Here is a 19,088-nt window from a genome sequence, read left to right on the forward strand (position 1 = left end):
AGGTGCCCAAAGGTCTTCCTGTCAGCCATCGCACTCGCAGCGCTCGTCATTTACTGGCTATGAGTCCTGACCCTAAGGAACCGAAATAGCCGTGTGGCATTGTACTCTTTGTTCACGAGCTTTTGTGACAGATCATACCCATGTGCATAATGTGCCGACAATGATGCAAACATTATCAACTCAAGACAGTGCCTAAACTGCAAGTAGATCAGCTCTATGTCACTTTCCCGAAAACCAGTTAGCGCACCGCCACCCTGAAGACTCGATATTGCACGGTTGATTACATCAGTACGATATCGGATCTCGGTCATGTATGCACGATATTTAGAGACTGCTGTATCGGTGTTAGTCAAAGTATTGAACCACTCAAATATGTCTAGGGGCGGCGTATCAAAAAACGCTCGTTTTGAAAGCCAATAAGCCATCCGTCGTGAGGTTGCCATAAACTCTGTCAAAAACCAAACCTATTGGTGTAGTTTGGTGGAGCGCCAGAAGTAGTTGCCCTTCGCCGCGAAACAAAATCTTGACAAAGTGGGCTCAAAGCGGACCAACGCGATTGGGAGGCGATTTTTGTTTTTCCCTCTCACCCTCGTACCTCTAAGACGAACGCACGATCAGGCCGACTTCTGCAACGGCTTGGGGCGCGCGCCGTCCGCCCAGTCGCGCACGGCTTCGCCGAAGGCCTGGAACAGCGGGCGTGAGACGGGATCGTTGGCGGCATCCCATTCCGGGTGCCATTGCACCGCCATGGTAAAGCCGGGGGCGTCCTTCACATAGATCGCCTCGGGGGTTCCGTCGGGGGCATGGCCGTCGATGACTATGCGCGCACCGGGGTGTTTGATGCCCTGCCCATGCAGCGTGTTGGTCATCACCTCATCAGCACCGAACAGACGGTGGAACACGCCGCCCGTGGTCAGTTTCACCGAGTGGCGCAGAGCGAATTTCTCTTCCAGGGTGCCATCGGGGGGCATGCGGTGGTTCATCCGGCCCGGCAGATCGCGGATCTCGGGGTAAAGGCTGCCGCCCATGGCCACGTTCACCTCCTGAAAGCCGCGGCAGATGCCAAGGAAGGGCTGGCCCCGCTCGACGCAGGCCCGCACCAGCGGCAGGGCGATGGCATCGCGGGCGCGGTCAAAGGCGCCATGGGCCTCGGTCTCTTCCTCGCCATATTCGTTGGGGTGCACATTCGGGCGCCCGCCGGTCAGCAGGAAGCCATCAAATGTCTCAAGCAATTCCTCCACCGACACAAAGCGCGGATCCGTGGGGATGACCAAGGGCATGCAGCCCGACACATCGGCCACTGCTTCGGAGTTCATCGTGCCGCCCGCATGGGTCGGGTATTGATCGTTGATCAGATAGGAGTTGCCGATAATGCCTACTTTGGGCCGGGCCATGATCCGCTCGCGTCTTGTTGAAGTTCCGTGACCCTAGCCGCGCGCCGCGCGACAATCAACTCGGTAGCTTGGCGCAGGCGCTTGTTCAGCCCCGCACAGGGGACAGAGCGGTCATTCTTAATGCATTCGTGCTATGCCCCGGCGCGAACCTGACACGAACCCGGCACAAAACGACCCGCGCCATAGCCTGGCGCGGGTCTTGTTCATCCTGTTGCCGCAAATGGTGAAGGCCGATCAGGCCTCGCCCACCAGCCCAACGGCCTCGATCCCGGCCAGCGCTGCCGCCGCGTCATTATCCGAGGTGTCGCCCGTGACGCCAACGGCGCCCAGCACGGTGCCCTTCTTGTCGCGCAGAAGAACGCCGCCCGGAACCGGTACGACCTGGCCGCCATAGACGCCGTTCACGGCGGCCATGAAATAGGCCTGCTGCTCGGCCCGCGCCATCTGGGCGCTACCGGCCATGCCCAGCATCACCGCGCCATAAGCCTTGCCGTGGGCGATGGCGAAACGGCCCGGTGCGGCGCCGTCTTCGCGTTCAAAGGCCTGCACATGGCCGCCCGCATCCAGCACCACCACCGACAGGGGTTTCAGCTCCAGCTCGCGGCCCTTCTCCAGGGCCTTGCGAATAATGGTACGTGCGCGTCGAAGTGAGATGGTCATCTCCGGTGTCCTTCCGTTGAAATGTGTCTGTCGAGGTCGATCAAAGAAAAGGACCGCAGGCAGGCTGCGGTCCGTTGCCGTGGTGTTACCCGGCGGCCTTCAGTTCCAGGCGGCGGGCATGCAGCACCGGCTCGGTATAGCCGGAGGGCTGGATACGGCCCTTGAAGACCAGATCGCAGGCGGCCTGGAAGGCGATGCCGTCAAAGCCGGGCGCCATCGGGCGGTAGGCGGGATCGCCCGCGTTCTGCCCGTCCACCACGGCGGCCATCTTCTGCATTGCGGCCATCACCTGCTCTTCGGAGACAACGCCATGGTGCAGCCAGTTGGCCAGCGCCTGGGAGGAGATCCGGCAGGTGGCGCGGTCTTCCATCAGGCCCACATCGTTGATGTCTGGCACCTTGGAGCAGCCAACGCCCTGATCGACCCAGCGCACCACATAGCCAAGGATGCCCTGGGCGTTGTTCTCGATCTCATTGGCGATTTCGTCATCCGACAGGTTCTGCCCCTCCATCACCGGGATGGTCAGCAGGTCCGCAAGGCTGCCGCGGGCACCGCCTGCCTTGAGTTCATCCTGGCGCGCCAGCACGTCGATCTTGTGATAATGGGTCGCGTGCAGGGTCGCAGCGGTGGGCGAAGGCACCCAGGCACAGGTCGCGCCGGACTGGGGATGGCCGATCTTGGCCTCCAGCATCTCGCCCATGCGATCGGGCATGGCCCACATGCCCTTGCCGATCTGCGCGCGCCCCTTGAGGCCACAGACCAGGCCGATATCCACGTTGCGATCCTCGTAGGAGGCAATCCAGGGGGTCGATTTCATCTCGCCCTTGCGCAGCATCGGGCCCGCTTCCATCGAGGTGTGGATCTCGTCGCCGGTGCGATCCAGGAAGCCGGTGTTGATGAAGGCCACGCGGGATTTGGCGGCGCGGATGCATTCCTTGAGGTTTACCGAGGTGCGGCGTTCCTCATCCATGATGCCGATCTTGACGGTGTTGCGCGGAAGGCCCAGCGCATCTTCGACGTGATCGAAGATGCGCACGGCAAAGGCGACCTCTTCGGGGCCGTGCATTTTGGGCTTCACCACATAGACCGATCCATGGGTGGAGTTGCCGCCCTCGGATTTCAGGTCATGCATGGCGATCAGCACGGTGATCATCGCATCAAGGAAGCCCTCACCCGCCTCGCGGCCCTCGCTGTCCAGCACCGCCGGGTTGGTCATCAGGTGGCCCACGTTGCGCACCAGCAAAAGCGAGCGCCCTTTCAGGGTCGCGGCCTCACCAGCGGGCGTGGTCATGGTCACGTCATCGTTCAATACACGAGTGAAGGTCTTGCCGCCCTTGCTGACTTCCTCGGCCAGGTCGCGCTTCATCAGACCCAGCCAGTTGGAATAGGCCTGCACCTTGTCCGCGGCATCCACGCAGGCGACCGAGTCTTCGCAGTCCATGATGGTGGAGAGCGCCGATTCCAGCGTGATGTCATTGATGCCCGCGCGGTCGTCCTTGCCGATATTGCCGCTGGCGTCGATCTCGACGATGGCATGCAACCCGTTGTTCTTGAGGAAGACACGGGACGGGGTCGAGGCGTCGCCGGCATAGCCTGCGAATTGACCCACCTCTTTCAGCGCGGGAACCAACGCGCCGTCTGCAACCGACAGCGCATCGATATCGGCCCAGGAGCCAGAGGCCAGCGGGAAGGTCTCATCCAGGAAGGCCCGGCCCCAGGCGATCACCCGCGCGCCGCGCGCGGCGTCATAGCCACCAGCAGCAGGCAGATCGCCCATGGCATCGGTGCCATACAGCGCATCATACAGGGAGCCCCAGCGGGCGTTGGCCGCATTCAGGGCAAAACGCGCGTTGGTGATCGGCACCACCAGCTGCGGGCCGGGTGTCAGGGCGATTTCGGGGTCGACATTGACTGTCTCCACCTCGAAATCATCACCCTCGGGCACCAGGTAGCCGATCTCCTTCAGGAAGGCGGTATAGGCTGCAGCATCATGTGGCTGACCGCGCCGCTCCAGATGCCAGGCGTCGATGCGGCTCTGGATCTCTTCGCGCGTGGCCAGCAGGGCGCGGTTCTCGTCACCCATGCCATTCACAAGGCCCGAAAGACCGGACCAGAAGGCATCTGCGCTGACCCCGGTTCCCGGCAAAGCCTTGGTTTCGATAAAGTCAGCCAGCTCGGATGCAACCTGCATCCCGTGAATGTCTTTCCTGTCAGCCATGAGCGCTTTCTCCTCCAAGGTCATCCGCGATTGTTTCCCCGATACAGGAAAAGTTTCCTATCGGCAACAAGGGTGGTAAATTTTTCTGACCAATTTGGCAGAGGCTGTTTCAAATCTTCTTTGCAGATCCCGCCTTGGCGGCGCTGCGGCAACGCGCCGAGCAATAGACCACCTGCTCCCAGTCCCGCGCCCACTTGCGACGCCAGACGAAGGGCCGGGTGCAGGCGGGGCAGATCTTGCTGGGCAGCTCCGATTTCTTGCGCATGCGGGGCATCAGAAATCAAAGCTCAACTGATCAGAGGGCTTTTGCCGGGAAGCCCCCCGCCCGCTGCGCCGACTTGGGGATTTGCGGCTGGCGTGTTTCTGAACGATACGATGTGCAACGGTGCGAAACCCCTCGGCCTTGCGCACGGACCAGACCGCATCGCGGGCGGCACGTGCCGCCTCTTTCACATCGACTACAGGCTCCGGATATCTGCACCCGAGGATCCGCCCCGCCCCCTCCCACTTCCAGGGCTCCTGCAGAAACCGGTCTGGAACCCCGGCCAACTCCGGCAGCCAGGCGCGGGTGAAGGCTCCGGTCGGGTCCTGGTCCAGCCCCTGTTTCACCGGATTGTAGATGCGGATGGTGTTCATGCCAGTTGTACCCGACTGCATCTGCACCTGGCTCCAATGGATGCCGGGCTCGTAATCCGTGAACATGCGCGCCAGATGCTGCCCGGTGGCGCGCCAATCCAGCCACAGGTGATAGGAGGCCACCGACATCACCATCGCCCGCATGCGAAAGTTGAGCCAGCCCGTCGCTGTCAGGGATCGCATACAGGCATCCACAAGGGGCAGCCCGGTCTCGCCCGCCTGCCATGCCTGCAGACGCGCGGCATCCGGCTGCAAGGGGCGCAATCCTTCATAGGCGGGATGCAGGCAATGGCGCTCGATATCGGGCTGATCCTCCAGTTTCTGCATGAAGTGATCCCGCCAGGCGAGCCGCGCCTGAAAGGACTTGAGCGATCCGGCCCAGCCCCCGTTGCGCCCTTGTGATTGCTGATCGAGCGTCGCCTGCACCGCCTCGCGCACAGAAAGGGTGCCAAAGGCCAGATGCGGCGACAGGCGTGAACAGGCCGCTGCCCCCTCCAGCGGCGATGACATTTCGCGCCGGTAGTGCTGGCCGCGATGTGACAGAAAGCTGGATAGGCGCTCCAGGCCCGCAGTCCGCCCACCGGCCTGAGCACCGCAGATCCCATAAGGCGCCAGCCCCAGATCAGCAGCAGTTGGCAAAGGATCGCCCGCGCTGCAGATCCCCATGAGCCGCTCCGGTGCTGCAATGCGCGTTTGCCGCATATGGGCATCGCGGGCACCCTGCCAGCCGTCGCGCCCGGAAAGGCGGCGCACAACCCCGCATTGGGGGATTTCGATCCAAGCCAAGCCACGCCCACGCGCCCAGGCTGCAACCCGCCGGTCACGGTCATAGGTCCAGCCGTTGCCGGTTTCCTCGTGGCTGACGAGGCGCCGGACCCCATACTGCCCTGCCAGATCATCCAGCACCGCAACCGCATCCCCCACCCGCATCACCAGATCGGCGCCCCGCTGCCGCAACGCCATGCGCAGATCCTTCAGGCACTTGAGAAGGAAATCATACTGTCGGCGGGAGGCATCCGGCTGCTGCCAGAACTCGGGCTCGATAATGAAAAGACAGAGGATCGGATCTCCCAGCGCCACGGCACGCGCCAGCGCCGGATGGTCCTCCAACCGCAGATCGCGCTTGAACCACAGGAGTGTCGACATCTTCGCGGTAACTCCGTCCTTGCCATTGATGCTGATGGCTTGCTGCTCTGGGCTGCATTGCATACGACTATGGGAAAGATACGCGCGCAGGCCCGCAGCGGTTCATTTTCCGCGCGCCACGCATCCACAGGAGAGAGCCATGAAAGACGCCGCCCCCGCCTCTGCCCCGGAAACCTTTTACCTCAAAGACTACACCCCCTTCGGGTTCGAAGTGGTGAGCGTCGAACTGACCTTCAGGCTGGCCCCCAATGCGACACGGGTGATCAGCAAGATCCGGTTTTCCCCCAAACCCGGCGCGGCGGACCCGACCTTCTTTCTGCATGGCGAAGAGCTGACCCTGATCCGCGCGGCAATCGACGGCACCGAGGTGACGCCAACCCTGACCGATACGGGCCTGACCTGCGATGTGCCGGAGACCCCCTTCACCTGGGAGGCAGAGGTCGAGATCGACCCCGAAGGCAATACCGCGCTCGAAGGGCTTTACATGTCGAATGGCATGTATTGCACCCAATGCGAGGCCGAAGGTTTCCGCAAGATCACCTATTACCCGGACCGCCCCGACGTGATGTCCACCTTCAAGGTGCGTATCGAAGGCGACGAGAAGGTGAAACTCTCGAACGGCAACCCTACCGGCAACGGCGCGGGCTGGGCCGAATGGCACGACCCCTGGCCCAAGCCCGCCTACCTGTTTGCGCTGGTGGCCGGGGATCTTGTGAACCATCCTGACAGTTTCACCACCAAATCCGGCAAGGACGTGGAGCTGAACATCTGGGTGCGCCCCGGCGACGAGGGCAAATGCGCCTTCGGCATGGAGGCGCTGAAGAAGTCGATGACCTGGGATGAAGAGGTCTACGGGCGCGAATACGACCTCGATATCTTCAACATCGTGGCTGTCGATGACTTCAACATGGGCGCGATGGAGAACAAGGGTCTCAATATCTTCAACTCCTCCTGCGTACTGGCCTCGCCCGATACCTCCACCGATGCCAATTACGAACGGATCGAGGCGATCATCGCGCATGAGTATTTCCACAACTGGACCGGCAACCGCATCACCTGCCGCGATTGGTTCCAGCTGTGTCTGAAAGAAGGTCTGACCGTCTTCCGCGATGCGCAGTTCACCGCTGACATGCGCTCGGCTCCGGTGAAGCGGATCTCGGATGTGATCGATCTGCGCGCGCGCCAGTTCCCCGAGGATGGCGGCCCGCTGGCCCATCCGCCACGCCCGGAACAGTTCCAGGAGATCAACAACTTCTACACCGCCACCGTCTATGAAAAAGGCGCCGAGGTGATCGGCATGCTGAAGCGGCTGGTCGGGGATGACGGCTATTCAAAGGCTCTGGATCTCTATTTTGACCGCCATGACGGGCAGGCCTGCACCATCGAGGACTGGCTCAAGGTGTTCGAGGATGCAACGGGCCGGGATCTCACACAGTTCAAGCTCTGGTACAGCCAGGCGGGCACCCCGCGCCTGAGCGTCGAAGAAAGCTACCAGGACGGCACCTATACGCTGACCTTTGAACAGAAGACCGCCCCGACGCCGGGCCAGCCGGACAAGGCGCCCCGCGTGATCCCCATCGCCGTTGGTCTTCTTGGCCCAAACGGGGACGAGGTTCTGCCCACGCAGGTCCTGGAAATGACGGAAGGCAAGCAGAGCTTCACCTTCGAAGGGCTGGCGGCAAAGCCGGTGCCCTCGATCCTGAGGGAGTTCTCGGCGCCGGTGATCCTGGAGCGCGAGACCACGAACAGTGAACGCGCCTTCCTCTTGGCCCATGACACCGATCCCTTCAACCGCTGGGAGGCGGGCAATGCCCTGGCCCGCGAGGCGCGCATCGCCATGATCCTGGACGGGGCAGCGCCGGATGCGGACTACCTTGACGCGCTGCAGAAGCTGTTGCGCGACGATGATCTGGATCCGGCCTTCCGCGCCTTGGTGCTGTCGCCGCCCAGCCAGTCCAACATCGCCCAGGCCCTGCATGAACACGGTCACACCCCCGATCCGCAACAGATCCATGACGCGGCAGAAACCTTTGCGCAGACCCTGGCCGAACAGCTGGCCGACAGCCTGCCCCGGCTTTATGCCGCAACCACCGTCGATGGCCCCTACAGCCCCGATGCCACCAGCACCGGAAAGCGGGATCTGAACGCCCGGATCCTGTCCCTGCTGACGCGGCTCGATGGCGGGCAACAGGCCGCGCGCCAATATGAGGCCGCAGACAATATGACCCAGCAATACGCAGCGCTATCCTGCCTTCTGAAGGCCGAAAAGGGCGCGGCGCAATCGCAGGCCTTCTATGACCAGTGGAAGGGCGACCGGCTGGTGATGGACAAATGGTTTGCCCTGCAGATCGCGACCGCCGCCCCCGAAGCTGCGGCCCAGATCGCACAGGATCTGACCGGACACGCCCTGTTCACCCTGAAGAACCCCAACCGGTTCCGCGCGGTGATGGGGGCGATGGCGGGCAATCACGCGGGCTTCCACCATGCATCCGGCGCGGGCTACCGCCTTCTGGCAGAGAACCTCATTGCGCTGGACAAGCTGAACCCGCAGACCACCGCCCGCATGTGTGCCGCCTTCCAGACCTGGCGGCGCTACGATGCGGACCGGCAGGCCCTGATCCAGGAGCAACTGCAGCGGATCGCTGGTACAGACGGGCTGAGCCGCGACACCACCGAGATGGTCACGCGCATTCTGGATGCCTGATCGCGCGGGACAGCACAGCGAGGCAGCCGCCCCTCCCTACCGCTTTCGCAGGCAGGGGCGCTCCCTGGCGCTGGCGCTTGCCCTCATGGCCTGGCTCCTGGGCCTGACCGCCCTTGCAATCCTTGCGCAGGCCAGCCCCTGGCTGGTCGCGCTGCTCGGCCTGCCCACCCTGCCCGGCCTTTATGAGCTGGGAAAGAACCCGCACTCCGGGCTGGACCTGACAGAGGATCAAATCAGCTGGTTCACCGGCTCCTCACGCGGGGCGGTGCCGCTGGAGCGTATCACCCGCCTGCGGCTTGATACGCGACTGGATCTTTCGGTGCGCGTCACCCTGGTGCTGACGACAGGTGAGAAACTGCGCCTGCCCCATCCCGCCACCCCACCGATCGAGGGCCTGACTGCGGCCTGCGACCTGCGCAAAATCCCCCACGACAGGTATCATTTTTCGCTTTTTTAATAGCATTTTACAGGATCATTCCGCGAACTAACCTTTTTTGCTGCGCCTACTCCCAATTCCCCAAATTGGCACCTCCCATTCCTCAGAGACGCCATGTTTGCGCCGCAAATCAGCATCAGGTTGTACCGACACGATGCGCAGCCAAACTCGCAGGATACTAAGAATGCCACGACCCTCCTTTCCGCTTGCGGATGTCCTGTCCCGCCTCTCGGCCGTCTTTGCCAGACCGGGAAAGCAGCGGCAGGATCCCGCCGGATTGCACCCTCTCCAGACCGCAGAACCCACGCCCGGCTGGAGCAGGCCCGAGGATTGCCTGTCGATACCGGTATGTCGCGAAAGCCAAGAGGATGCGCTCTGTTCTACCCTGCAACAGGAGGGTCAGTTCCTGGCCCGTCAGGAGCGCTGGGAAGAGCTGTCGGAGCGGATAGCGACGGCGGATGCGACCCACCGCACCACCCCCGGCGGCATGCCCGAAAGCGAGCTTCTGGCCTATGGCGCCCGTGCCGATGTGCTCAATGCCGTGGAACATGCACTCGGCGAGGAGAAACCGCATGACCAGCGCCAGCTTGTCGATGGCATCATGGCACTGGAGACGATCCGCAAGGACCACCGGGACGATCCCTATCTGACCGCGTTGATCGCCCTTGCCCATATCGATATCGGCTGGCTCTGGCGCGGTCCGGGGCTGGAAGACGCCGCATCCAAGGCTCACCTGCGCCGATGCGCGGCGCATTTCGAACGGGCTGCCGCACTGCTTTCGATGATCCCGGATGATCGCCGCAGCAGCGCCTTCATCGCCGCCGCCGATTGTGCGCTATTTGCCGCCCGTCGCGAGGATGCGCTGCATGTGGCCGATGCCTATGCACGGCTGATCGACCTTGCGCCCAGGAATCACCGCCCGATGCGCGCCCTTGGCCTGCAGATGCTGCCGCGCTGTTCTGGTTCCTATGAGGCGCTGGAGCTGGAGGCCCGCCGCACCGCTGCGCGCACCGAAGAGATCTGGGGCGCCGGGGGCTACGCCTGGGTCTATTTCGATGCCCTGGCCACCGATCCGGCTGCGGGTGAGGCTGTCGATCCTCGGTTCTTCATCGATGGGCTTCGCGACATTCTGCAGGCCTGCCCCTCTCAGGACATGGCCAATCTGCTGAGCGCCTATTGCGCGGTGGCGATGGGCGGTGCGCATCTGAATGGCGCTACTCCGCGAACGCCGCGTGAAGAGATCGCCAAATCCGCGGAATGGCTGATCCGCGACCACCTGCGCGAGCTGCACCCGCTGGTCTGGGCTCATGCCGGACAGGGGTTCGACAACAACGCCCGCATTTCATCGCTCAAGCGGTTCTCGGCCCTGGGGCAGGCTCAGGCGATGAACTTCATCGCCGAGATCTTCAGGGAAGAGATTGCCCGCGGCCAGAAGATCGCCATCACCCCCGAAGGGCTGCAGATGACCACCGGATAACACAGCAGACATCCGAAAAATGAAAAGGCCGGGACATGCCCGGCCTTTTGTGTCTCAGCGCTCCACCTCAGGACTTCTTGAAGGCATCCATCAGCGCCGCGCCCAGCGCGCCGGGGCTACCGCTATCGGAGCGGCCGCCATTTTTCCCCTTGGGGGAGGCCGACATCTTGCCCCGTGCGGGCGGCTTGCCACCGCGCCCTGCCCCCTGTCCGCGCCCATTGCCGCGATCACCGCGTTCGTTTTTACTGTCCCGGGCCGAGGCACCGCCGTCCTTCTTCATGGTCAGGCCGATGCGCTTGCGCGGCACATCCACCTCGGTCACGGTGACCTTGACCACCTGCCCCGTCTTCACCACCTCATGCGGATCCTTCACGAAACGGTCCGCCAGCTGGCTCACGTGCACCAGCCCATCCTGATGGACGCCAATGTCCACGAAGGCGCCAAAGGCCGCCACATTGGTCACGGTGCCTTCCAGCACCATGCCCGGTTTCAGGTCGGTGATCTCCTCCACCCCATCGGTGAAAGAGGCGGTGACAAAGCTCGGGCGCGGATCACGACCGGGTTTTTCCAGTTCGGCAAAGATATCGCGCACCGTGGGCAATCCGACGTCACCGCCGACGAAGTCTTCGGCCCGCAGCCGCTTCAGCGACTGGCCATCGCCCATGATCTGGCGAATGTCGCGGCCGCAGGCCGAGACGATCTTGCGCGCCACATCGTAGCTTTCGGGGTGCACCGAGGAGGCATCGAGCGGCTCCTTGCCGTCCCGGATGCGCAGGAAGCCCGCGCATTGTTCAAACGCCTTCGGCCCCAGGCGCGCGACTTTCAACAGCTCCTTGCGGGTCGTGAAGGCGCCATTCATGTCCCGATGCGCAACGATCGCCTCGGCCAGACCGGGGCCAAGCCCGGAAACATGCGAAAGCAGCGGCGCCGAGGCCATGTTGAGATCGACGCCAACGGCGTTCACCACATCCTCGATCACCGCCTCCAGCGATTTCGACAGTCTGTGCTGATCCACATCGTGCTGGTACTGGCCGACCCCGATGCTTTTGGGTTCGATCTTCACCAGTTCCGCCAGCGGGTCCTGCAGGCGCCGCGCGATGGAGACCGCACCGCGCAAGGACACGTCAAGATCCGGGAACTCGCGCGCCGCCAGTTCGGAGGCGGAATAGACCGAGGCGCCGGCTTCGGAGACCACCACCTTGGTCGGCGCCTTGATCTTGGCGGGCAGGTGTTTCAACACCTCGGCCACCATCCGCTCCGTCTCGCGGCTGGCGGTGCCATTGCCGATGGCAATGAGTTCCACGCCATGTTCGGCGATCAGCTTCACGATCGACACCTGCGCGCCGCGCAGATCGTTCTTGGGCTGAAACGGATACAAGGTCTCGGTGGCCACCAATTTCCCGGTTGCATCCACCACTGCCGCCTTGACGCCGGTGCGAATGCCCGGATCCAGCCCGAGGGTCGGTCGCGCACCGGCTGGCGCTGCAAAGAGCAGGTCCTTGAGGTTGCGGGCAAAGACCTGGATCGCATCCTCCTGCGCACGGGCGCGCAGATCCCCCATCAGCTCCAGCATCATGGAAAGCGACAGTTTCACCCGCCACGTCCAGCCTGCTACCTTGCGCAGCCATGTGTCACCCGGCCCTTCGCCGCTTGCCCCAAGCACCGCTGCCACCATGGCCTCGGCCCGCGCGACGCCCTCTTCCGGGTCGGGACCGATATCCAGCGTCAGCACGCCCTCGTTCGATCCGCGCAGCATCGCCAGCGCCCGGTGCGAGGGCACATCGGCCCAACGCTCCCTGTGGTCGAAGTAGTCCGAGAACTTGGCGCCCTCCTGCTCCTTGCCCTCGACCACCTTTGCGGTGAGATAGGCCTCACGCTGCAGGAAGTCCCGCAAACGGCCCAGAAGATCGGCGTCCTCGGTCAGCCGTTCCGTCAGGATGTCGCGCGCGCCATTGAGGGCATCCTTCACCGTCGGCACCGCCTCGGTCACATAGGTTTCGGCCAGCGCCTCGGGCTCAAGGCGGCGGTCGGCAAGGATGGCCTCCGCCAGTGGTTCAAGCCCGTTTTCCCGCGCGATCATCGCCTTGGTGCGGCGCTTGGGCTTATAGGGCAGGTAAATGTCCTCCAGCTGCGCCTTGGTCTCGGCCTTGGCGATCTTGGCCGCCAGATCATCGGTCAGCTTGTCCTGGCTTTTGATCGACTCCAGGATGCTGCCCCGGCGCGCTTCGAGTTCACGCAAGTATGACAGCCGCTCGTCCAGGGTGCGCAGCTGGGTGTCATCAAGGCCCCCGGTCGCCTCTTTCCGGTAGCGTGCCACGAAGGGCACGGTCGCCCCTTCATCCAACAGCGCGACGGCGGCGCTCACCTGTTTGGCCCCGGCGCCGATCTCGGTCGCGATGGTCTGGGCGATGCGGGCGCTGATCTCAGGGGATGTGTCCACGGGGGCTGCTCCTTTGTCGTGTCGGAGATCCGTCTTAGCTGCCCGCGCATGCATCGCCAAGAGCATGTTTCGCCGATCCCCCGGGACTGTACCCGCCCCGGCATGCATTGCCCCTTGCCCCGCGCGCGGCGGGAGCCTAGAACACCTGCCAAACATGGACATTTCATACGGCGGAAAAACATGCTCGACCTGACATATGAACTCCCCAAGCCCAAGGTGATTTCGGGCGCCAAGCATGACTGGGAACTGGTCATCGGCATGGAGGTGCATGCCCAGGTCAGCTCCAATGCGAAACTGTTCTCCGGCGCCTCCACCCAGTTCGGCGCCGAGCCGAACTCGAACGTCTCCTTCGTGGACGCGGCGATGCCCGGCATGCTGCCGGTGATCAACGAATACTGCGTCGAACAGGCGGTGCGCACCGGTCTGGGTCTCAAGGCCGATATCAACCTCTGGTCCGCCTTCGACCGCAAGAACTACTTCTATCCTGACCTGCCGCAGGGCTATCAGATCTCCCAGCTCTACCACCCCATCGTGGGCGAAGGCGAAGTGCTGGTGGAACTGGGCGACGGCACCGCGCGCATGGTGCGGATCGAGCGCATCCACATGGAGCAGGACGCGGGCAAATCCATCCACGACATGGACCCGAACATGTCCTTCGTGGACCTCAACCGCACCGGCGTCTGCCTGATGGAGATCGTCTCCCGCCCCGATATCCGTGGCCCCGAAGAGGCCGCCGCCTATATCGCCAAGCTGCGCCAGATCATGCGGTATCTCGGGACCTGCGACGGCAACATGCAGAACGGCAACCTGCGCGCCGATGTGAACGTCTCGATCTGCCTGCCCGGCGCCTATGAGAAATACCAGGAGACCCAGGATTTCTCGCATCTCGGCACCCGCTGCGAGATCAAGAACATGAACTCGATGCGCTTCATCCAGCAAGCGATCGAGGTCGAGGCCCGTCGCCAGATCGCCATCGTCGAAGCGGGCGGCAAGGTCGAGCAGGAAACCCGGCTGTACGATCCGGACAAGGGCGAGACGCGGTCGATGCGCTCCAAAGAAGAAGCGCATGACTACCGCTATTTCCCCGATCCCGACCTCCTGCCACTGGAGATCGAACAGGGTTGGGTGGACAACATCAAGGCCAACCTGCCCGAGCTGCCGGACGAAAAGAAAGCCCGATTTATCGAGGAATTCGGCCTCACCGACTACGACGCCTCGGTGCTGACGGCAGATGTGGAATCGGCCGCCTATTTCGACGAGGTCGCCAAGGGTCGCAACGGCAAGCTGGCCGCCAACTGGGTGATCAACGAGCTGTTCGGCCGCCTGAAGAAAGAAGATCACGAGATCACCGACAGCCCGGTCTCCCCGGCGCAGCTGGGTGGCATCATCGATCTTATTTCCTCGGATGCCATCTCGGGCAAGATCGCCAAGGACCTGTTCGAGATCGTCTACACCGAAGGCGGCGACCCGGCCGAGATCGTCGAGGCGCGCGGCATGAAGCAGGTGACCGACACCGGCGCCATTGAGGCCGCGCTTGACGAGATCATCGCCGCCAACCCCGCGCAGGTGGAAAAGGCCAAGGTGAACCCCAAGCTCGCGGGCTGGTTCGTCGGTCAGGTGATGAAAGCCACCGGCGGCAAGGCCAACCCCAAGGCGGTGAACGAGCTGGTCGCCAAGAAACTGGGCTAGGCCCAAGCAAATCGATTACGAAAGGCGCTCCAACCGGGGCGCCTTTTTTTGTTTGCACACTTACGCCCGGACGATAGGCCGGGCAGCCCCCGCCCGCCGCGCGGCACTGCCGCTCGCTCCATTCGGGTGCAAGCCTGCCCTTGACGCCCCTCGCGCTCTGGCCCAGCGTGGCGGCGAACGCATACCCTCTACGGAGCACGCCATGAAAACCCAATTCGATCAGGCCCTTCAGGACCGGCTCATCCGCTATGCCGCCATCGACAGTCAAAGCGATGAGACTTCGCCCTCCTCCCCCAGCACCGCGATCCAGTTCGACATGCTGAACCTGATGGTGGAAGAGCTGAAGGAGATCGGCGCGAGCGATGTGGAGCTGACTGACTATGGCACCGTGCTCGCCACCGTTCCGGGCACGGCGGAGGGGCCGACGGTGGGCTTCCTTGCCCATGTGGATACCGCGCCGCAGTTCAATGCGGCAGGCGTGAAACCGCGCCTGATCCAGGGCTACAATGGCGGCGACATCACCTTCCCCGACAATCCCGATCTGGTGCTCTCTCCCAAGGAACACCCCTATCTGGCGGGCAAGGAAGGCCACGATCTGATCACCGCCTCGGGCACCACCCTCCTGGGCGCCGATGACAAGGCAGGCATCGCCGTGGTGATGACGCTGGCGCAGCACCTGATCGACAACCCGGAGATCCCGCACGGGCCCATCCGCATCGCCTTCACCCCGGACGAGGAAATCGGCCGCGGCGTTGATCCGCACCTGCCGCAGGATCTGGGCGTCGATTTTGCCTATACTCTGGATGGCAGCGACGTGGGCGAGATCATCTATGAAAGCTTCTCGGCCGACCGCGCGGTGGTGACGATCAAGGGCGTGTCGATCCACCCCGGCTGGGCCAAGGAGAAACTGGTCAATGCCGCGCATCTGGCCGCGAAGATCGTGCAGACCCTGCCCCAGGCCACGATGACGCCGGAAACCACGGATGAGCGCGAAGGCTTCCTGCATGTGACCGACATGAGTGGCGGCTCCTCCGAGATGGAGATCAAGCTGATCCTGCGCGATTTCGAACGTGACGGGCTGGCCGCCAAGGGCGAATTGCTGCGCAAGGTCTGCGAGGCCGTGCAGGCAAGCGAGCCGCGCGCGGAGATTTCTTGCGAGATCTATCCACAGTACCGCAACATGCGCTATTGGCTGGAAGAAGACATGACACCGGTGGATCTTGCGCTTGAGGCCTGCCGCGCCAACGGGATCGAACCGATTTCCGTGCCGATCCGCGGCGGCACCGATGGCTCGCGCCTGACGGAACTGGGTGTGCCGACGCCGAACATCTTCTGCGGCATGCAATGCGTGCATGGCCCGCTGGAGTGGGTCTCGGTGCAGGATATGGCAGCAGCCACCAATGTCTGCCTGACCCTGGCGCAGCTGGCAGCCCGGAAATAAGGCACCCGGCTGTAGAGAGAATGTCACGGGCCGCCTCCGGCCCGGCGGCGCATCTTGACCCGGCACATCCTTCAGCTAAACCTCGGGGGCCAGTCCGGCGATCGCCCAGGAGATCACGATGCAAGAGTTCGAATACAAAGTCGTCCCCGCCCCCCACAAGGGTACCAAGGCCAAGGGCGTGAAGACGCCGGAGGATCGCTTTGCCTATTCGATCGAAACCGTGTTGAACCAGATGGCTGCCGAGGGCTGGGAATATCAGCGCGCCGAATTGCTGCCGTCTGATGAACGGACGGGTCTCACCGGATCGACCACCAACTGGCGCAACCTGTTGATCTTTCGCCGCGCCCTGACCGCTGAGCCCCCCGAGGCAGAGGAACAGCCGGAGCAGGCCGTTGAAGAGCCCACACCGCCACTGACCGCAACGGCGGGCGATCCACATGCGCCCGAAGGCGCAACGCCGGTGCCCGGCCCGGGCGCCACGCAGATGCAGGCCGATGACGGGGTGGAGGAAACCAGTCCCGTCGCAGGCGTAACCACCGCGCTCAAGACCCGCGCCAGCCTGACTGCAACGCGGGACCTACCCGAAGACGAGCGGGACTAAACGCGGGCGAAATGCCCGCCTAACTGCCGATATCCAGCGCCAGCGCGTGGATACGGGGCACGATATCGCCAAGCGCCTTGTGCACCGCGCGGTGCTGCGCCACCCGGTTCATCCCCGCAAACACCTCGGCCCGGATCATCACGTTAAAGTGACTCTCCCCCTGCCCGTCATGGCCTGCATGGCCGATGTGGCTGTCGCTGTCGTCCACCACCTCCAGGCGGCTGGGGTTGAAGGCCTCTTGCAGCCGGATTTCCATTTCACGTCTGATGCTCATTTTCCGCTCACTCTCATAATTTTTTCCCCTCCCCCCTTCTATCTTCCGCCCCTTAGACTAAACTGCTTGCTCCGAGTCGAGCAGAACCGAATTAGAAGGTGCGCCCATGAGCAAATCAGATCCCTTTGGTTTCGATATGTCCGTCCGCTCCGCGAAAAAGAAGAACCCACGCGGGCGTCGGGCCGTATCGGGAGCCCAGGAAACATCGGTGCGCACCTGCGCCAAGGAAGGCTGCGAGGAGCCGGGCAAGTTCCGCGCACCCAAAGCCCCCGACGTGCTGGACGACTATGTCTGGTTCTGCCAGGAGCACGTGCGCGAATACAATCAGAAATGGAACTTCTTCCAGGGCACCACAGAGGCCGAGCTGAACGCCCAGGCCTCCAAGGATAAGGTCTGGGAACGCCAGACCCGTCCCATGGGCGATCCCGAGGCGCGCGCCTGGGCCCGTTTGGGCATCGAGGATCCGCATCAGGTGCTCGGCGCCAATGCGACGCGCAACCCCGGCAAGAACGCCAAGGCGGGCCGCCGCCTGCCCGCCACCGAACGCCGCGCAATCGAAATCCTGGAGGCCAAGGACGATTGGTCCAAGGCCGAGATCCGCAAGGCCTACAAGAAGCTGATCAAGGTGCTGCACCCCGATATGAACGGCGGCGACCGCAGCCAGGAGGAACAGCTGCAAGAGGTGGTCTGGGCCTGGGATCAGATCAAGGACAGCCGCAGCTTCAAGTAACGCCCGCTGAGGGCAACAACTGACCTTGCGCCGGGCGTCCCTTTCCCATGGGGCGCCTTTTCCTTTTCCCGCGCAATGAGGCCAGTTTCAGATCACTTTCAGACCAAACACCGCGTCATATGGTTTCACGGCCACCTTTCGCTTGCCCTCACCCGTCAGATAAGGCACCAATCCCCCGGATTACGCCCCCCATCGATGCCGGGGGCACAGAGATAAGGATCGACTGCGATGAGCGACGGCATGTTGGATATGAATGCGAAACCGACCGATACTCTTTCGGTCCGCGATGTTTTCGGGATCGACACCGACATGACCGTAAAGGGCTTTGTCGACGGCTCTGACCGGGTGCCCGCGCTGGATCCCACCTACAAGTTCGACCCCGACACCACGCTGGCCATCCTGGCAGGCTTCAGCCACAATCGCCGCGTGATGATCCAAGGTTATCACGGCACCGGGAAATCCACCCATATCGAACAGGTCGCCGCGCGTCTGAACTGGCCGTCGGTGCGGGTGAACCTCGATAGCCACATCTCGAGGATCGACCTCATCGGCAAGGACGCGATCAAGCTGCGCGACGGCAAGCAGGTCACCGAATTCCACGAAGGCATCCTGCCCTGGGCGCTGCGCAACCCGGTTGCCATCGTCTTTGACGAATACGACGCGGGCCGCGCCGACGTGATGTTCGTGATCCAGCGAGTGCTGGAGCATGATGGCAAGCTGACCCTGCTGGATCAGAACGAGATCATTACCCCGAACCCCTTCTTCCGCCTGTTTGCCACCGCAAACACCGTGGGTCTGGGCGACACCACCGGGCTCTACCACGGCACCCAGCAGATCAACCAGGCCCAGATGGACCGCTGGTCGCTGGTCGCCACGCTGAACTACCTCAGCCACGATGCGGAAACCGCAATCGTGCTGTCCAAGGCCCCCCATTACAACACCGACAAGGGCCGCAAACAGGTCAGCCAGATGGTCACCGTCGCGGATCTGACCCGCACCGCCTTTATGAACGGCGATCTCTCCACCGTGATGAGCCCCCGGACCGTAATCAACTGGGCCCAGAACGCCGAGATCTTCCGCGATGTGGGCTATGCCTTCCGCCTGTCGTTCCTCAACAAATGCGACGAGCTGGAGCGCCAGACCGTGGCCGAGTTCTACCAGCGCTGCTTTGACGAGGAACTGCCGGAAAGTGCTGCAAACGTGAGCCTCGGCTAACGCGAAAAGACCCGCCTGGTCGCAAGG

Annotated in this window: 15 protein-coding genes; 8 read left to right on the forward strand and 7 right to left on the reverse strand. The window is 63.1% G+C overall.

Features of this window, described 5'->3' with window-relative positions; genetic code table 11:
* Positions 1 to 614: 614 nt before the first annotated feature.
* The 5 genes from PXK07_RS14965 to PXK07_RS14985 form a co-directional block, all read right to left on the reverse strand.
* Positions 615 to 1,394 (reverse strand): gamma-glutamyl-gamma-aminobutyrate hydrolase family protein, encoded by a 780-nt coding sequence (locus PXK07_RS14965; protein ID WP_274849144.1) that lies wholly within the window; start codon positions 1,392 to 1,394, stop codon positions 615 to 617.
* Between the two features lie 234 nt (positions 1,395 to 1,628).
* Positions 1,629 to 2,054, reverse strand: coding sequence for a GlcG/HbpS family heme-binding protein (locus tag PXK07_RS14970; RefSeq protein ID WP_274849145.1), 426 nt, complete (start codon positions 2,052 to 2,054; stop codon positions 1,629 to 1,631).
* 85 nt (positions 2,055 to 2,139) lie between these two features.
* Positions 2,140 to 4,272: a malate synthase G gene (locus tag PXK07_RS14975; protein WP_274849146.1), complete on the reverse strand. Its 2,133-nt coding sequence runs from the start codon at positions 4,270 to 4,272 to the stop codon at positions 2,140 to 2,142.
* Between the two features lie 109 nt (positions 4,273 to 4,381).
* Positions 4,382 to 4,537: a DUF2256 domain-containing protein gene (locus PXK07_RS14980; protein ID WP_342455879.1), complete on the reverse strand. Its 156-nt coding sequence runs from the start codon at positions 4,535 to 4,537 to the stop codon at positions 4,382 to 4,384.
* A gap of 8 nt (positions 4,538 to 4,545) precedes the next feature.
* Positions 4,546 to 6,054 carry an FAD-binding domain-containing protein gene (locus tag PXK07_RS14985; RefSeq protein ID WP_274849148.1) on the reverse strand — a complete coding sequence of 503 codons (1,509 nt, stop codon included), beginning with the start codon at positions 6,052 to 6,054 and terminating at the stop codon, positions 4,546 to 4,548.
* 139 nt (positions 6,055 to 6,193) lie between these two features.
* Here PXK07_RS14985 and pepN point away from each other — a divergent pair, with 139 nt between their 5' ends.
* The 3 genes from pepN (at position 6,194) to PXK07_RS15000 (ending at position 10,671) form a co-directional block, all read left to right on the forward strand.
* Positions 6,194 to 8,758, forward strand: coding sequence for an aminopeptidase N (gene pepN, locus PXK07_RS14990; RefSeq protein ID WP_274849149.1), 2,565 nt, complete (start codon positions 6,194 to 6,196; stop codon positions 8,756 to 8,758).
* Positions 8,751 to 9,215: a hypothetical protein gene (locus PXK07_RS14995; RefSeq protein WP_274849150.1), complete on the forward strand. Its 465-nt coding sequence runs from the start codon at positions 8,751 to 8,753 to the stop codon at positions 9,213 to 9,215. Before pepN ends, PXK07_RS14995 begins: the two co-directional genes overlap by 8 nt.
* Before the next feature lie 163 nt (positions 9,216 to 9,378).
* On the forward strand, positions 9,379 to 10,671 hold the full coding sequence (locus PXK07_RS15000; protein WP_274849151.1) for a hypothetical protein: 1,293 nt from the start codon (positions 9,379 to 9,381) through the stop codon (positions 10,669 to 10,671).
* 67 nt (positions 10,672 to 10,738) lie between these two features.
* Here the strand turns inward: PXK07_RS15000 and PXK07_RS15005 are convergent, their stop codons facing one another.
* Positions 10,739 to 13,111, reverse strand: a complete 2,373-nt coding sequence (locus tag PXK07_RS15005) for a Tex family protein (RefSeq protein ID WP_274849152.1) — start codon at positions 13,109 to 13,111, stop codon at positions 10,739 to 10,741.
* 180 nt (positions 13,112 to 13,291) lie between these two features.
* Between PXK07_RS15005 and gatB the strand changes: the two genes are divergently transcribed.
* From gatB to PXK07_RS15020, 3 genes are all read left to right on the forward strand, one after another.
* The gene (gene gatB, locus PXK07_RS15010; protein ID WP_274849153.1) at positions 13,292 to 14,800 is read left to right on the forward strand and encodes an Asp-tRNA(Asn)/Glu-tRNA(Gln) amidotransferase subunit GatB; all 1,509 of its coding nucleotides are present in this window, start codon (positions 13,292 to 13,294) and stop codon (positions 14,798 to 14,800) included.
* A gap of 202 nt (positions 14,801 to 15,002) precedes the next feature.
* Complete coding sequence (gene pepT, locus PXK07_RS15015) at positions 15,003 to 16,241, forward strand: peptidase T (RefSeq protein WP_274849154.1); 1,239 nt, start codon at positions 15,003 to 15,005, stop codon at positions 16,239 to 16,241.
* 118 nt (positions 16,242 to 16,359) lie between these two features.
* Complete coding sequence (locus PXK07_RS15020; protein WP_274849155.1) at positions 16,360 to 16,842, forward strand: DUF4177 domain-containing protein; 483 nt, start codon at positions 16,360 to 16,362, stop codon at positions 16,840 to 16,842.
* 19 nt (positions 16,843 to 16,861) lie between these two features.
* Here PXK07_RS15020 and PXK07_RS15025 read toward each other — a convergent pair whose 3' ends face one another.
* On the reverse strand, positions 16,862 to 17,116 hold the full coding sequence (locus tag PXK07_RS15025) for a BolA family protein (RefSeq protein WP_274849156.1): 255 nt from the start codon (positions 17,114 to 17,116) through the stop codon (positions 16,862 to 16,864).
* 106 nt (positions 17,117 to 17,222) lie between these two features.
* Here PXK07_RS15025 and PXK07_RS15030 point away from each other — a divergent pair, with 106 nt between their 5' ends.
* Positions 17,223 to 17,846 (forward strand): DnaJ domain-containing protein, encoded by a 624-nt coding sequence (locus PXK07_RS15030; protein ID WP_274849157.1) that lies wholly within the window; start codon positions 17,223 to 17,225, stop codon positions 17,844 to 17,846.
* Positions 17,847 to 18,074: 228 nt separating this feature from the next.
* Complete coding sequence (gene cobS, locus PXK07_RS15035; RefSeq protein ID WP_274849158.1) at positions 18,075 to 19,061, forward strand: cobaltochelatase subunit CobS; 987 nt, start codon at positions 18,075 to 18,077, stop codon at positions 19,059 to 19,061.
* Positions 19,062 to 19,088: the final 27 nt, after the last annotated feature.

This window comes from Phaeobacter sp. QD34_24, from assembly GCF_028890115.1.
Taxonomy (GTDB): Bacteria; Pseudomonadota; Alphaproteobacteria; order Rhodobacterales; family Rhodobacteraceae; genus Phycobacter.

Excerpts from the sequence above, each read along its gene's own strand:
- PXK07_RS14965 (WP_274849144.1), bottom strand. The coding sequence starts at position 1,394 with ATGGCCCGGCCCAAAGTAGGCATTATCGGCAACTCCTATCTGATCAAC.
- PXK07_RS14970 (WP_274849145.1), bottom strand. The coding sequence starts at position 2,054 with ATGACCATCTCACTTCGACGCGCACGTACCATTATTCGCAAGGCCCTG.
- PXK07_RS14975 (WP_274849146.1), bottom strand. The coding sequence starts at position 4,272 with ATGGCTGACAGGAAAGACATTCACGGGATGCAGGTTGCATCCGAGCTG.
- PXK07_RS14980 (WP_342455879.1), bottom strand. The coding sequence starts at position 4,537 with ATGCGCAAGAAATCGGAGCTGCCCAGCAAGATCTGCCCCGCCTGCACC.
- PXK07_RS14985 (WP_274849148.1), bottom strand. The coding sequence starts at position 6,054 with ATGTCGACACTCCTGTGGTTCAAGCGCGATCTGCGGTTGGAGGACCAT.
- pepN (WP_274849149.1), top strand. The coding sequence starts at position 6,194 with ATGAAAGACGCCGCCCCCGCCTCTGCCCCGGAAACCTTTTACCTCAAA.
- PXK07_RS14995 (WP_274849150.1), top strand. The coding sequence starts at position 8,751 with ATGCCTGATCGCGCGGGACAGCACAGCGAGGCAGCCGCCCCTCCCTAC.
- PXK07_RS15000 (WP_274849151.1), top strand. The coding sequence starts at position 9,379 with ATGCCACGACCCTCCTTTCCGCTTGCGGATGTCCTGTCCCGCCTCTCG.
- gatB (WP_274849153.1), top strand. The coding sequence starts at position 13,292 with ATGCTCGACCTGACATATGAACTCCCCAAGCCCAAGGTGATTTCGGGC.
- pepT (WP_274849154.1), top strand. The coding sequence starts at position 15,003 with ATGAAAACCCAATTCGATCAGGCCCTTCAGGACCGGCTCATCCGCTAT.
- PXK07_RS15020 (WP_274849155.1), top strand. The coding sequence starts at position 16,360 with ATGCAAGAGTTCGAATACAAAGTCGTCCCCGCCCCCCACAAGGGTACC.
- PXK07_RS15025 (WP_274849156.1), bottom strand. The coding sequence starts at position 17,116 with ATGAGCATCAGACGTGAAATGGAAATCCGGCTGCAAGAGGCCTTCAAC.
- PXK07_RS15030 (WP_274849157.1), top strand. The coding sequence starts at position 17,223 with ATGAGCAAATCAGATCCCTTTGGTTTCGATATGTCCGTCCGCTCCGCG.
- cobS (WP_274849158.1), top strand. The coding sequence starts at position 18,075 with ATGAGCGACGGCATGTTGGATATGAATGCGAAACCGACCGATACTCTT.